The sequence below is a fragment of the Pseudarthrobacter sp. CC12 genome (assembly GCF_039907755.1).
Taxonomy (GTDB): domain Bacteria; phylum Actinomycetota; class Actinomycetes; order Actinomycetales; family Micrococcaceae; genus Arthrobacter; species Arthrobacter niigatensis.
Window position 1 is genome coordinate 203,293 of record NZ_JARDJH010000005.1, and the last position, 13,248, is coordinate 216,540.

General features: G+C 66.6%; 12 protein-coding genes and 1 pseudogene. 9 read left to right on the plus strand and 4 right to left on the minus strand.

What is annotated here, in order from left to right:
• Positions 1–39: 39 nt before the first annotated feature.
• Together PV772_RS06540 and PV772_RS06545 are read left to right on the plus strand one after the other, a co-directional pair.
• Positions 40–480, plus strand: coding sequence for a MarR family transcriptional regulator (locus PV772_RS06540; protein ID WP_141158952.1), 441 nt, complete (start codon positions 40–42; stop codon positions 478–480).
• Positions 481–527: 47 nt separating this feature from the next.
• Positions 528–1,754, plus strand: coding sequence for an MFS transporter (locus PV772_RS06545; RefSeq protein ID WP_347885683.1), 1,227 nt, complete (start codon positions 528–530; stop codon positions 1,752–1,754).
• A 111-nt stretch (positions 1,755–1,865) separates the two neighbouring features.
• Here PV772_RS06545 and PV772_RS06550 read toward each other — a convergent pair whose 3' ends face one another.
• The 3 genes from PV772_RS06550 to rraA form a co-directional block, all read right to left on the minus strand.
• Positions 1,866–3,308 carry a sugar porter family MFS transporter gene (locus tag PV772_RS06550; RefSeq protein ID WP_347885684.1) on the minus strand — a complete coding sequence of 481 codons (1,443 nt, stop codon included), beginning with the start codon at positions 3,306–3,308 and terminating at the stop codon, positions 1,866–1,868.
• 224 nt (positions 3,309–3,532) lie between these two features.
• On the minus strand, positions 3,533–5,197 hold the full coding sequence (locus PV772_RS06555) for an MDR family MFS transporter (protein ID WP_347885685.1): 1,665 nt from the start codon (positions 5,195–5,197) through the stop codon (positions 3,533–3,535).
• A 120-nt stretch (positions 5,198–5,317) separates the two neighbouring features.
• A complete protein-coding gene (rraA, locus tag PV772_RS06560; protein ID WP_347885686.1) occupies positions 5,318–5,815 on the minus strand; it encodes a ribonuclease E activity regulator RraA in 498 nt (165 codons plus the stop codon).
• A 119-nt stretch (positions 5,816–5,934) separates the two neighbouring features.
• Between rraA and PV772_RS06565 the strand changes: the two genes are divergently transcribed.
• The 6 genes from PV772_RS06565 (at position 5,935) to PV772_RS06590 (ending at position 10,918) form a co-directional block, all read left to right on the plus strand.
• Entirely contained in the window at positions 5,935–7,221 is a 1,287-nt protein-coding gene (locus PV772_RS06565) for an MFS transporter (RefSeq protein WP_347885687.1), read from the plus strand.
• A 137-nt stretch (positions 7,222–7,358) separates the two neighbouring features.
• Positions 7,359–7,967, plus strand: a complete 609-nt coding sequence (locus PV772_RS06570) for a TetR/AcrR family transcriptional regulator (RefSeq protein WP_141158957.1) — start codon at positions 7,359–7,361, stop codon at positions 7,965–7,967.
• A 289-nt stretch (positions 7,968–8,256) separates the two neighbouring features.
• Positions 8,257–9,456, plus strand: a complete 1,200-nt coding sequence (locus tag PV772_RS06575; RefSeq protein ID WP_307361225.1) for a malic enzyme-like NAD(P)-binding protein — start codon at positions 8,257–8,259, stop codon at positions 9,454–9,456.
• A gap of 93 nt (positions 9,457–9,549) precedes the next feature.
• On the plus strand, positions 9,550–10,053 hold the full coding sequence (locus PV772_RS06580; RefSeq protein WP_347885688.1) for a DUF456 domain-containing protein: 504 nt from the start codon (positions 9,550–9,552) through the stop codon (positions 10,051–10,053).
• Positions 10,054–10,070: 17 nt separating this feature from the next.
• The gene (locus tag PV772_RS06585) at positions 10,071–10,463 is read left to right on the plus strand and encodes a TraM recognition domain-containing protein (protein WP_347885706.1); all 393 of its coding nucleotides are present in this window, start codon (positions 10,071–10,073) and stop codon (positions 10,461–10,463) included.
• Positions 10,460–10,918: a DUF4913 domain-containing protein gene (locus PV772_RS06590; protein WP_347885689.1), complete on the plus strand. Its 459-nt coding sequence runs from the start codon at positions 10,460–10,462 to the stop codon at positions 10,916–10,918. The genes PV772_RS06585 and PV772_RS06590 overlap by 4 nt, the downstream gene beginning before the upstream one ends.
• A 265-nt stretch (positions 10,919–11,183) precedes the next feature.
• On the opposite strand, the gene PV772_RS06595 is transcribed toward PV772_RS06590, so the two are convergent.
• Positions 11,184–11,876 carry a hypothetical protein gene (locus tag PV772_RS06595; protein ID WP_347885690.1) on the minus strand — a complete coding sequence of 231 codons (693 nt, stop codon included), beginning with the start codon at positions 11,874–11,876 and terminating at the stop codon, positions 11,184–11,186.
• A 347-nt stretch (positions 11,877–12,223) separates the two neighbouring features.
• Here PV772_RS06595 and PV772_RS06600 point away from each other — a divergent pair.
• Positions 12,224–13,210: pseudogene (locus PV772_RS06600) on the plus strand (SPFH domain-containing protein); the annotation flags it as partial.
• Positions 13,211–13,248: the final 38 nt, after the last annotated feature.

Below are 13,248 nucleotides of genomic sequence, written 5' to 3' on the forward strand. Positions count from 1 at the left end.
CTTGACCGTTAGGTGCCCTAAATGTTAGGCTACCTAACGATGAATGACATAGATCCCCAGTTGGAGGAACTCGCCGGCGGGTTCCGCGAAGCCCTCCGCCACAGCGTTTACCTGGTCCGGCGGCTCGACGCGGACGGTGAACTCAGCGCCGCCCAGCTCAGCACCCTCAAGATGCTGCTCGGCGATGGCCAGCGCGTCGGCGAGATCGCGCGGAACCTCGGGGTCCGCGTGCCCAGCGCCACCGAGCAGATCATCAAGCTTGAACGCGCAGGCCTTGCGCGCCGCGAACCTGACCCGGCAGACTCCCGCGCCGTCCGGGTGATCCTCACCCCCGAAGGCCGCGCCGCCGTCGACGCCGCGAACAAGCGCCGCAACCAGGTGATGGCAGACATCCTCAGCGGCCTTACCGACCGGGACCGCAAAGCCCTGGCGGAAGCCCTTCCGGTGATCGACAAAATCAATGCGTCACTCCAGAACTGAACCACCCACCCCGCACTGAAACAGCCACGAACTTAGGAGTACCCTCCATGGACGGCCAGCTCGCAGAAACCCTGCCGGCACCAGAATCCACCCTGCAGGCCGAAAAGGCCTCGTTCCTGAAGCAGCCCAAGGCAGTGTGGGCTACCGCCCTCGCCGCAGTGTTCGCTTTCATGGGGATCGGGCTGGTGGACCCCATCCTCCCGGCAATCGCCACCAACCTCAATGCCAGCCCCAGCCAGGTATCGCTGCTCTTCACCAGCTACTTCCTGGTCACCGCACTCGCCATGCTGATCACCGGCTATGTTTCCTCCAGGATCGGGGGCAAGAAGACCCTGCTGATCGGCCTGGCCGTCATCGTCGTCTTCTCGTCATTGTCCGGCCTGTCCGCGAGCGTCGGTGAATTGGTGGGCTTCCGCGCCGGCTGGGGCCTGGGCAACGCCCTGTTCGTGGCCACCGCCCTCGCTGTAATCGTGGGCGTGGCCAGCGGCGGTGCCGGCACCGCCATCATCCTCTACGAAGCCGCCCTGGGCCTTGGCATCTCCCTGGGCCCGCTCCTGGGAGCCCTTCTGGGCGGCTGGCAGTGGCGCGCACCGTTCTTCGGCACTGCGGTCCTGATGGCGGCCGCCTTCATCGCCCTGATCGCCCTGCTGCCTAAAACGCCGCTGCCCGAACGCAAGGTGCGGCTGCGCGACCCGCTGCTGGCGCTGGGCCACAAGGGCCTCCGTACGACGGCGGCAAGCGGCTTGTTCTACAACTACGGCTTCTTCACCATCCTGGCTTTCACCCCCTTCATCCTGGGCATGAACGCCTACGGCATCGGCGGCGTGTTCTTCGGCTGGGGCGTAGCCGTGGCGGTCTTCTCCGTCTTCGTTGCCCCGCCCCTGCAGGCCCGCTTCGGTGCCGTCAAGGTCCTGACCGGCACCCTGTTCCTGCTCATGCTGGACCTGGCCGGGCTGGGACTGGCCGCCGGGCACTCGGTTCCGGCCGTCGTCGTCCTGGTGATCGTTGCCGGTGCCCTGCTGGGCGTCAACAACACCATCTACACCGAACTGGCCATGGGCGTTTCCGATTCGCCCCGGCCCGTGGCGTCCTCCGGCTACAACTTCGTCCGCTGGATGGGCGGAGCCTTGGCCCCCTTCCTGGCAGCCCAGCTCGGTGAACACTTCGGTCCGCAGGTTCCGTTCTTCGCCGGTGCCGTGGCCATGGTGATTGCCATCCTGATCGCCTTCGGTGGCCGGGCCTACCTGTCCTCGCACGAACCGCACGTCGTGTAGATATCCGGACAACGAACAAACCCTCCATCACACCAGGTGATGGAGGGTTTGTTGTTTTCCGGCGAAAGCCGATGGGGCGTCCCCGGAAAGGCCGCAGGATGTGATGGGGTGTTACTTGGCTTTCGCTGAACCCTTCGGCACGAACAGCGTCTCAGCCTGCTCCAGGGACATGCCGTTGGTCTCCGGCACCTTGAACATGACGAAGAAGAAGGACGCGGCAGCGAACATGGCGTACATGGCATACGTCAGCGCCAGGGACGCCGACGCCATGACCGGGAAGCTGAGGGTGATCGCGAAGTTGGCCACCCACTGCGCCGCCGCTGCCAGGCCCAGCGCGCGGGCTCGGATCCGGGACGGGAAGATCTCGCCCAGGAGCACCCATACCAGCGGACCCCAGGAGGCGCCGAAGCTGATGACGAAGATGTTGGCGGCCACGAGGGCAACCGGACCCCAGGCGCCGGGGAGGCTGATGTCCTCGCCCGAGCCGGTGGCGGAGGAGAAGGCCAGGGCCATGGCGCCCAGGGACACGGCCATGCCTACGGAGCCGGCCAGCAGGATGGGCCTGCGGCCCACACGGTCCACCAGCGCAATGGCCACCAGGGTGACCAGGATGTTGGTGATGGACGTTGCCACCGAGATGGCCAGGGAGTCCTTCTCCTGGAACCCCACAGCCTTCCACAGGGTGGTGGAGTAGTAGAAGATCACGTTGATCCCAACAAACTGCTGCAGCACGGAGAGGATGATGCCCACCCAGACCACTGCCTGCAGGCCCAGGGTCTTGCCGCGCAGCGATCCCTTCTGGCCGGCCACCTTGTCCTCCTCGATGGCTTCGCGGATATCGCGGATATGGCGCTCCGTGTCCTCCGCGGGTGCGATCGAGTCGAAGATCGTCCGGGCCTCGTCCTCCTTGCCCTGGAAGACCAGGAACCGCGGGGATTCGGGCAGGGTGAAGGCAACCCAGCCGTACACGACGGCCGGCACCGCAGCACCGAGGAACATCCACCGCCACGCCTCAATGCCCAGCCAGAAGGCCTGGTCTGCGCCCCCTGCGCTGGTGGCGAAGAGCGCGTCGGAGAGCAGGGCGGCAAAGATACCCGTGGTGATGGCCAGCTGCTGCAGGGAGGCCAGGCGGCCGCGGACCTTTCGCGGTGAAATCTCGGAAATGTAGGCGGGGGCGATCACGGATGCCAGGCCGATGCCCAGGCCGCCCACCAGGCGCCAGAAGACCAGGTCCCAGACGCCGAACGCGAACCCGGTACCGATGGCGCTGACCAGGAACAGCAGCGCGCCCAGCTTCATGGCCGGAATGCGGCCGTAGCGGTCAGCCACTTTGCCGGCCAGGAAGGCTCCGGCCGCGCAGCCCAGCAAGGCGATGGCCACGGCAAAGCCGGTCACTGCCTCGGACAGGGCAAATTCTTCCTTCATGGCGTCCACGGCCCCGTTGACCACGGACGAGTCGAAGCCGAAGAGGAATCCGCCCACCGCCCCCGCAAGTGCCAGCCAGATCACCCGCCGCGGTATCCCGGTATTGGTCTGCTCCTGTGCAGTGGGCATGGTTCTCCCTGGGTTTGGGGGTTTATGGATGCGGTGCGGACGTCGTCGGCTGCGGTACCGGCCGGAGGGGCCGGCGCACACGCGCTAAACAGTGTGGCACGTCACCGCCGCAGGTTCCACTTGGCAGGGTCTGCCCGGGCCTTAAGGAACGACGGCGACGGCGGGCCGTGCCGCCGTCGTCGTCTCATCCCACTGTCCCGCTCACCCCGGCAGGGTGCCCGGCGTCAGTGCGCCGGGATCTGCATGCTGTCGTCGTCCTGCTGGGATGCTTTCTGGTCCGTCAGCTTCTTGCGGGGAAGGGCGAAGCTGATGAGGAATGCCAGGCCAGTCAGGGCCGCGGCCGTCAGCATCACCGTGTCAATGGACGTGGCGAAGCCTTCGGTAATGGGCCTGGTGAGCGTGCTGTTGGCGGTGTGGAGCCAGCTGGTGTCGTTCAGGGAGTCGTTGGACGCGCCGTTCTTGAAGAAGTCGTACAGCTTGGCATTGGCCGGGTCCGACGCGACGGCGGGATCCTTCAGGACGGCCAGGTAGGCGGGGTCCGTGGTGGCGGCCTTCATGCCGTCGGCAATCCGGTTTGCGGCCAGGCTGAAGAGCATGGAGATGAAGACTGCGGTTCCCACGGCGCCGCCCATGGAGCGGAAGAACGCGGCCGAGGAGGTTCCCACGCCCATGTCCCGCGGCGGGACCGAGGTCTGCATGGCCAGGGTGAGCGGCTGCATGCAGAAGCCCAGGCCGACGCCGAAGAAGACCGCGATGACGCCAGGCACCCAGAGCCCGGTGTCAACGCCCAGGGAGAAGCCCATCACCAGGGCGGCCGCGGTCAGGATGCCGGTGCCCATGATGGGGAAGATGCGGAACGTCCCGGAGGCGGAGATGGTGCGGCCGGCGGTGATGGAACCGAACAGGATGCCCACCGTGAAGGTGATCATCATCAGGCCGGCCTCGGTGGGGGTGAGGCCCTTCACGAGCTGGAGGTACATGGGGAGCATCGCGATGGCGCCGAACATCCCGATGCCGATGATGAAGTTCAGCAGGGAAGACAGCCCGAACGTGACGTTGTGGAAGAGCCGGAGCGGGATCAGGGCGTAGTCGCCGGCACGCTTTTCCGCCAGCAGGAACCACGCAATGCCCACCACGCCCAGGCCATAGCAAAGGAAGGAGTTCAGCGACGTCCAGCCCCAGGTGCGGCCCTGTTCGGCCACCAGCAGGAGCGGAAGGATGGCGACGGTGATCGCGGCTGCGCCCCAGTAGTCGATCTTCTGCTTCAGGTGCTTGGCGGGCAGGTGCAGGAACAGGAAGACCACCGTGAGCGCGGCGAGGCCAATGGGGATGTTGATGAAGAACACCCAGCGCCAGCCGTCAAAACCGAGGATGTTGGCGGAACCGGCGAACGCGCCGCCCACCACCGGGCCCAGGACGGAGGAGATGCCGAACACCGACATGAAGTAGCCCTGGAACTTGGCGCGGTCCTTGAGAGAGACGATGTCGCCGATGATGGTCAGCGCCAGGGCCAGCAGGCCACCGGCGCCCAGGCCCTGGATGCCGCGGGCAACTGCGAGTTCGGTCATCGAGTGGACCGAGCCGGCGTACAGCGAGCCCACCAGGAAGATGAGGATCGCCGTCAGGTACAGCGGCCGGCGCCCGAAGATGTCGCTCAACTTGCCGTACAGCGGCGTGCTGACGGTGGACGTGATGAGGTACGCGGTGGTGGCCCAGGCCTGCAGCGAGAGCCCATCGAGGTCGTTGGCGATGGTGTAGATGGACGTGGAGACGATGGTCTGGTCAAGCGACGCCAGGAACATGCCCAGCATCAGGCCCACCATTACCGTGACGATCTGTCGTTGCGTCAGTGTTTCTCCGGCACGGGGCGCGGAAGGGGCTTTGGACATGGGTGCTCCAGGGAAAGAAAAGGATATAAGCAGCGATAGTTGCTTTCAGTAACTATCTTACCGGTTCTTTCTATTCCCCGTCCTTCGGAGTTTTACCGAAAAAGTTTTGCCCGTCCTTCCTCACGGCTCCACGAGGATGCCGTCCGGGTCGCACCAGACGGTGGCTCCGGGGCGGAAGGTCACGCCGTCGATCACTACATCCACGTCAACCTCGCCGGCTCCGGCCTTCTGGCTTTTGCGGGGGTTGCTGCCGAGCGCCTTGACGCCAAGATCCAGTTCCGCGATGGCCAGCCGGTCGCGGATGGCGCCATGAATAACGACGCCGGCCCAGCCATTGGCCACGGCGCTTTCGGCAATCATGTCCCCCATCAGGGCAGTCCCCAGCGAGCCGCCGCCGTCCACCACCAGGACCGCACCGTTCCCCGGGGAGCCGAGCGTGGACTTCACCAGGGCGTTGTCCTGGTAACAGCGGATGGTCCGGACCGGGCCGCTGAAATGGGAGCGGCCGCCCAGGGACTGGAACTGCAGCGAGACGGACGCCAGCCCGTCGCCGCGCTCATCATAAAGATCGGCGGTGTTCACGGCCGGGGCGGATCCGGTTCCTGCTGGTGTGGTCACGTGGCTCTCCTCGCCTGGTGGTGGATTATGCACATGCGGCGCCTTGGGACGGGCGGCGCGATACCGCCCACGATAGTCTGATCCCACTGCCAAACGGCCGCACCGGGGGGAGCCACGCAATGAGCCTGTCCAACACTCCCGCGCCCTCGGGGCCGCCCGCGGACGAGGAGAGCACCGGGGCGGCGCTCGCCGAGCCGGTGCGAAAGGTCACCGCCCGCTGGGTGACCGGCCTGGTGCTGGTGAACGTGGGTATCAACGCGGCATTCTTCGGGCCGATTAACGTTTTCATCGGCCAACAGGCCATCAGCATCGACGCGCCCAGCAAGGAAGCCATCCTCTCGCTGGTCACGGCCTGCGGCGCGGCTGTTTCCCTGGTGGCCAATCCCCTGGCCGGCGCGTTCTCGGACCGGACAACGTCGCGCTTCGGCCGCCGGGCTCCGTGGGTGCTGGCCGGGGCAGTGCTCGCTGCTGCGGCGCTTGTGGCTATGTCCTTCTCGGGTGCCGTGGCCCTGATGGTCCTCTTCTGGTGCCTGGTGCAGCTGGGCGCAAATGCCGCCTACGCAGCGATCACCGCTGCGGTCCCCGACCGGGTCCCCGTGGTCCAGCGCGGAGGAGTGGGCGGCCTCGCAGCGATGGGCCAGACCCTCGGCATCCTCACCGGGGCGGTTTTCGGAGCCGTGGTTTCGGGAAACTTCCTGGTGGGCTATTGGCTCTGCGCAGGGGCCCTGGTGCTATCCGTTCTGCCGTACCTGTTCCACCGCAATGACCCCGCTCTGCCCAAGTCGGAACTGGAGGCTTTCCGCCCCCGGGTATTCATCAGGGGCTTCTGGATCAGCCCCCGGCGCCACCCGGACTTCGCCTGGGCCTGGCTGACACGCTTCCTGGTGAACGTTGGCAACCAACTGACCATCGTCTACCTGCTCTTCTTCCTGCGGGACGTCATCCACCATGAGGACCCCGCCGCGGGAGTGCTGGCCCTGACGGGCATTTACGCCGTCATGGTGATGATCACCGCCGTGGTCGCTGGGCCCTGGAGCGACCGGGTGGGCCGCCGGAAGCCCTTCGTCATCGCCTCCTCCGCCACCATCGCGATGGCGGGTGCCATCATGGCGTTCTTTCCCGTGTGGCCCGGAGCCCTGGCCGGTGCCGCCGTCCTGGGCATTGGGTTTGGCGCCTACCTTGCCGTTGACTTCGCGCTGTTGACCCAGGTCCTGCCCTTCGCGGTCAGCCGCGGCAAGGACATGGGGGTCATCAACGTGGCCAACTCGCTGCCGCAGGTGGTTGCCCCGGGGCTGGCGCTGCTGGCCGTGGCCTACTGCGGCGGCTACCGGACACTGTTCCTCACGGCGGCGGTCATCGGACTGTTGGGCGCCGTCTTCGTGGTGAAGATCAAGGGCGTCGACTGACCCTGCGGCCCTTGATAGTAAGGGTGGCTGACGAATTAGGGCACGGACCTGTGCCGTATAGTTGAACCGGCTGCAGGGCGGTACGGAAGTGGGGGCGCTCCTGGCCGCAGTCGCTAAAACACAACCCCGGAATGCTGATGCCCGAGACTTTTTCAGACCATCCGCCCATGGCCGCCAGGCCTTCCGCTCCGCGCCAGCGGCTCCGCTATGCACGGATCCTCGACACTGCTGCAGGGTTTGCCCGGACCGGGCTTGACGCCGTGGAACTCTCCGAGGTCGCGGAAAAAGCGGACGTTCCGCTCGGCACGCTCTACCGGTACTTTCCCTCCCCCACGCACCTGATGCTCGCCTTGTACCGCCAGCAGCTGGATGAGCTGCAGGCAGGGTCCCGCGGCTCGTCCCCGCGCTTCCGCGGCCGGGCGCTTTCCGGCCTGCTGATGGAGATCTTCCACATGCGCGTCATGCAGCCCGCGGTGGAGCAGTGCCTCAGCCGGGGCGTCTACCTCCCCGAGAAGGACACCACGGATCTGCTGCGCGAGATCGACGCGCTCAGTGAGAAGCTTGTGGCCGGAGCCTGCGGTGATGCCGTTGGCGCCCGGGTCCTGCTCCTGACCGTCACTGGTCTGGTCCAGTCAGTGCGCAACCGCCGCCTCTCGCTCTTCGAAGCCGAGGAGGACCTCAAAAAGGCCTGCGGACGGCTGTCCCCCGGTGCTGAATCAGGGTTCACAGTGGGCAAAACCGCGTAACTGGTCTAGACCAAAACGGCATTAAATCCGCCATAATCACGTGATGCGGACCACAAAATGTCATGCGTAAGCGTTTTAGCAGGGTTGCTTCGTGTCAAGGGTGGCCGGACCGCACCCCTGCGGCTGCCTACCATGGAGGCACAGGAGCGGCAGGGCGGAAACATCCCCGGCGTTCCCCACGGACCCGCCACCCCTGGGTTTCCTGTCGCACTACTTTCCATGCTGGGCCCGCTGCCGGGCTCCAGCCCCATGTGCCGTGCGCCCACGGCAAGCACCAGGAGACAACGACGTGTCCATTGACGCAATCACCGCCACCGACAACTCAGCAGCCACTGCCCTGACCGAAGAAGAGATCTTCGGCGCCCACCAGGGTGGCAAGCTGTCCGTCACCAGTACTGTTCCGCTGTCCAACAAGCGGGACCTGTCCATCGCCTACACGCCGGGTGTCGCCGAGGTCAGCCGTGCCATCCATGCCAAGCCCGAACTCGCCCGCACACTGACCTGGGCGGAACGCCTGGTGGTCGTGGTCAGCGATGGCACCGCCGTCCTGGGCCTGGGCAACATTGGCGCCAGCGCCTCGCTTCCGGTGATGGAAGGCAAGTCCGCCCTCTTCAAGACCTTTGGCGACCTCGACTCCATCCCGCTGGTCCTCAACACCACCGATGTGGACGAGATCGTGGAGACCCTGGTCCGCCTCCGCCCCAGCTTCGGCGCCGTGAACCTCGAGGACATCTCGGCACCGCGCTGCTTCGAGCTTGAGGAAAAGCTCATCGAAGCCCTGGACTGCCCCGTCATGCATGACGACCAGCACGGGACCGCCGTGGTGGCCCTTGCTGCGCTCACCAACGCCGCGAAGGTAACCGGCCGCGGCCTCGAAGGGCTCAAGGTCGTGGTGTCTGGTGCAGGCGCGGCCGGAATCGCCGTTGCCGAAATCCTGCTGGCAGCGGGCATCACCGACGTGGTGCTGCTCGATTCCCGGGGTGTCATCAACAGCAACCGAGCCGACCTCGCCGCAAGCCCCGCGGGCAAGAAAGCGGACATCGCCGGCCGCAGCAACCCCCGCAGCATTTCGGGCGGACCCGCCGAGGCGCTGGCCGGTGCCGACGTCTTCATCGGCGTCTCCTCCTCCAAGCTGGACGAGGCGCACCTTGCCACCATGAACAAGGACGCCATCGTGTTCGCGCTGTCCAACCCGGACCCCGAAGTCCTGCCTGAGGTTGCCGTGAAGTACGCCGCCGTTGTGGCCACGGGCCGCAGTGATTTCCCGAACCAGATCAACAACGTCCTGGCGTTCCCCGGCATTTTCCGCGGTGCCCTCGACGCCGGCGCCCGCCGCATCACCCCTGCCATGAAGCTTGCGGCGGCACGCGCCATCGCCGAGCTCGCCGAAGAGGAACTGTCGGCCGACTACATCGTGCCCAGCCCCCTGGACCCCCGCGTGGCCCCGGCAGTCACCGCCGCGGTCGCCGCAGCGGTCGAAGCAGGGTAGGGCTTCCTTCCCCGGAAACCACGACGGCGGTGCCTCCTTTCCTGAAGGAGGTACCGCCGTCGGGCATTAAGGCAGCACCCTAGACTGGGCACCATGAGCTCCGAAACCGTGGTGACCATCCTGTGCGGCCTGGCGATCCTGGTGGGGGTGGCCGGCACCATCATTCCTGTCCTGCCCGGGAGCGTCCTGATCGGCGTGAGCCTGCTGGCGTGGGCCATCTGGGGCGGTGCCGGAACGGCGGGATGGGTGGTATTCGCAGTGGCCATGATTTTTGTGGCCGCAGGAATGACAGCTGGCGCCGTCCTCACCGGCCGGAAACTGAAGCAGCACGCCATTCCAAGCCGCAGCGTCGTGGTGGCTTTGGTGGCGGGTGTGGCGGGAATGTTCATCATCCCGGTAGTGGGACTCTTCGTTGGCTTCGCCGCCGGGCTGCTGGCCAGCGAGTTCCTCCGCACCCGGAACATCTCGACCGCGGCGCGATCCAGCTGGGCGGCACTGAAGGCCACGGGCCTGGGAATGCTCGCCGAATTCGGGCTCGCCTGCCTGGCTGCCAGTACCTGGGTCATCGGGGTGTGGATAGCCGCGGCCGGCGCTTAGAGTCCCAGGCCGCCTAGCTGTGGAGCGCCTCAAACGTCAAGGTCTACGGCGGGGGCGTGAGCGAGGCCGGCTTCCTCGAGGACCTGTCACGGATGATCGGGGACTACGACCGCCTTTCGTCCTCCACGTCCCACGGCCGCGGGCAGCGCACCGTGTCCCAGCAGCTCCACCGCGAGCGGATCCTGGACGTCGCTGACCTCGCTGCCCTGCCCAAGGGGAGGGCGGTGGTGATGGCCTCGGGCTCTCGGCCCACCCTCATTCGCACACAGCCGTGGATGAGCGGTCCCCACGCCGGCGAGGTCGAAGCCTCGATCGCGGCTCACGACCCGCAGGCCGAGCGCACCATCCTTGAAGCACAACGCGAGGTGGCTGCGGTCGAAGCATCCGTTGGAGCCGGGGAGGCATCATGAGCGACTGGGCTAACGACCACCTCGAGGATGAGGGCATTGACGCCCGGACCGTTGAGGTGGACGACGACGCAGGCGGTGAGGCGCAGCCGACGTTGTACTACGGCTCCGTCGATGAGTTCGTGCGCGAGTACCTGCGCCACGTCTACCGCCGGCGGATCGACGGCCGACACCGCGTGTGGGCTGCCCGCTGGTGGGAGCACGACGAAGCGGTCATCCGACTCGAAGCGCTCTGGCGAGCATGGGAGCACCTACGCCGCGACCCAGGCACCGGCATGAGCGTGTGGTGGCGAGACCACGCCGACCACCACATGGCAGTCCTGATGGAACCTGACGGTCCATTCTTCACTGCGGACGTGTCCGGTGAATCCAACCAGGCACGGAAGGATGAGCCACTTCCCTACGCGCCGCCACCGCCCGGGCTCTTCCCCGACGTCCGTACAGCTGCCGCCTCTTGATCCATTGCAGGACGGGCATCGCGTCGCCAGGAACTACCAGTCAGATCAGTCCGAGTTCGCGGGGCGGGAGGCACCGGTCCGATGCTTCACGGCGGATGATGTCGGTGCGCCCCGATAGCCTCCCACTATGGACCTCGTGGCAGCGCGCGTACGGCGGTACCGCAGCATCGATGACAGCACCCCCTTCGACGTGGAGCGCCGTGTCACATGCCTAGTGGGCAAGAACGAATCTGGTAAGACAGCGACCCTTCAGGCGCTCTATAAGTCACTGCCTGTTGACGGCGACGCCGCTTTCGATCTGACAATGGACCATCCATCGCATCGCACCCGTGAGGCGACCGCAGCCAAGGTGCCACCAGAGGTCACTTACCTCAGCTACGAGTTGGACGATCACGATGCCCAGGCGGTAGAAGAAGTCCTTGGCCAGGGAGCGTTGATAGGACGAACTGTCACATACACAACGCGCTACGACGGATCGAAGACGGTCGACGTGCAGGTCGACGAGGCGGCTGTCGTTAAGCATCTGCTCGACGGACTCGAGCTTCCGCCAAGCGCCGCGCAAGCTGCGCACGATGCGGTGACGGCAGCCGACATGGTCGCTGTGCTTGAAGAGATGGAGGTGTCCAGCCCGGCTGCCGACGCGGTGATAGCTAAGGTCACCAAGTGGCGGGAGTCGCGCCCCAGCCTGAAAGCGATCGACATCTTGGGCGGTCGTCGCCCCCGGTTCGTCTACTTCGGCGACTACGACGTCATGCCGGGCAAAGTGTCGATCCCCGACCTCATCGAACGACGAGAGGACGGCACCCTCACCAGGGGCGAGAAGGCCCTGATGGCGCTCCTGTCGATCGCTGGGGTCAAGCCAGAAGACCTCTCCGCAGCGACCGACCCTGCAGACGCTGAGTACCAGATCCGTAAACTCGAGAACGCCTCCAACACCATCAGTGACGAGGTCTTCCACTACTGGAGCCAGAACACTGAGCTAAGCGTGAAACTCACGCTCATCCCAGGACCCGGGCCATCAACGTCTCGTGCAACGAGCGAACAAGGGCCCTTCCTACAGGTCCGTGTCCAAAACGACCGGCACCGTGTCACCGTCCCGTTCAATGAGCGTTCGCGCGGCTTCGTGTGGTTCTTCTCGTTCCTAGCTTATTTCTCCCAGATCGAGGACGAGTCCTCCTACCCGCTAATCCTGCTGCTTGATGAGCCTGGGCTGAGTCTGCATGCCACGGCTCAGCATGACCTCCTGCGATTCATCCGGGAACGCCTCGCTCCCGAGCACCAAGTGCTCTTCACCACGCACTCGCCCTGCGTAACGTCATCGGCTCGATGGACCTCGAGCAGACGCTCACCAGCCGCGACCAGATCAACGGCCAGCTGCGCGGCGTCCTCGACGAGGCCACCGGCCGCTGGGGCATCCGCGTCAACCGGGTGGAGCTCAAGGCGATCGACCCGCCGGCCAGCGTCCAGGGCTCGATGGAGCAGCAGATGCGCGCCGAGCGTGACCGCCGTGCGGCGATCCTCACGGCCGAGGGTGTCAAGCAGTCCCAGATCCTCACCGCCGAGGGTGAGAAGCAGGCCGCGATCCTGCGCGCCGAGGGGCAGGCGCAGTCCGCGATCCTCCAGGCCCAGGGTGAGTCGCGCGCCATCCTCCAGGTCTTCGACGCGATCCACCGCGGCAAGCCCGACTCCAAGCTGCTCGCCTACCAGTACCTGCAGATGCTGCCCGAGCTGGCCAACGGCACCTCGGACAAGCTGTGGGTCATCCCCACCGAGTTCACCGCGGCGCTGGGCACCATCGCCCGCGGCTTCGGCGGCTCGCCCGGCGGTAGCGGCCCGTCCGACGACGACGACTCCGGACCCACGCCCGAGGTCGACTTCGGCCCGGGTGGCCCGATGATGGCCTCCGGGCTGGCCGAGACCAGTCTGCAGGACCCCGACGAGGCGCTTGCCCAGGCCCGCAGCGAGGCGCAGCAGGCGACCTCCGAGGCGACCGCGGCCGGTGAGCGCTCCGGCAGCCCGTTCTCCCGCTCGGCCGAGCGCGGGCAGCGGCCCGCCGAGAGCGAGCGGCGCGACGCCGGACGGACCCGGCCGCGCGACGAGTCGCGGTTCGCGCCGCCGGCCGGGACCGTGCCGGGGCAGGAGTTCCCGCCCCCGCCGCCGAGCGCGAACCAGCCCGGCCCGACCGCGGGTCCGCCGAGCACCGCGGTGCCGCCGGCGCCCGACACTCCGCCGGCGCCCGACGCGCCTCCGCCCGCCCGGCCGGAAGGCGACGAGGAGCGGCCGGGTCAGTAGGGCACTGGCCCGCCTCGCCACCTGCGACCGGTGAACCT

Coding starts and splice junctions, on each gene's coding strand:
- PV772_RS06540 (WP_141158952.1), top strand. CDS start 40: ATGAATGACATAGATCCCCAGTTGGAGGAACTCGCCGGCGGGTTCCGC.
- PV772_RS06545 (WP_347885683.1), top strand. CDS start 528: ATGGACGGCCAGCTCGCAGAAACCCTGCCGGCACCAGAATCCACCCTG.
- PV772_RS06550 (WP_347885684.1), bottom strand. CDS start 3,308: ATGCCCACTGCACAGGAGCAGACCAATACCGGGATACCGCGGCGGGTG.
- PV772_RS06555 (WP_347885685.1), bottom strand. CDS start 5,197: ATGTCCAAAGCCCCTTCCGCGCCCCGTGCCGGAGAAACACTGACGCAA.
- PV772_RS06565 (WP_347885687.1), top strand. CDS start 5,935: ATGAGCCTGTCCAACACTCCCGCGCCCTCGGGGCCGCCCGCGGACGAG.
- PV772_RS06570 (WP_141158957.1), top strand. CDS start 7,359: ATGCCCGAGACTTTTTCAGACCATCCGCCCATGGCCGCCAGGCCTTCC.
- PV772_RS06580 (WP_347885688.1), top strand. CDS start 9,550: ATGAGCTCCGAAACCGTGGTGACCATCCTGTGCGGCCTGGCGATCCTG.
- PV772_RS06590 (WP_347885689.1), top strand. CDS start 10,460: ATGAGCGACTGGGCTAACGACCACCTCGAGGATGAGGGCATTGACGCC.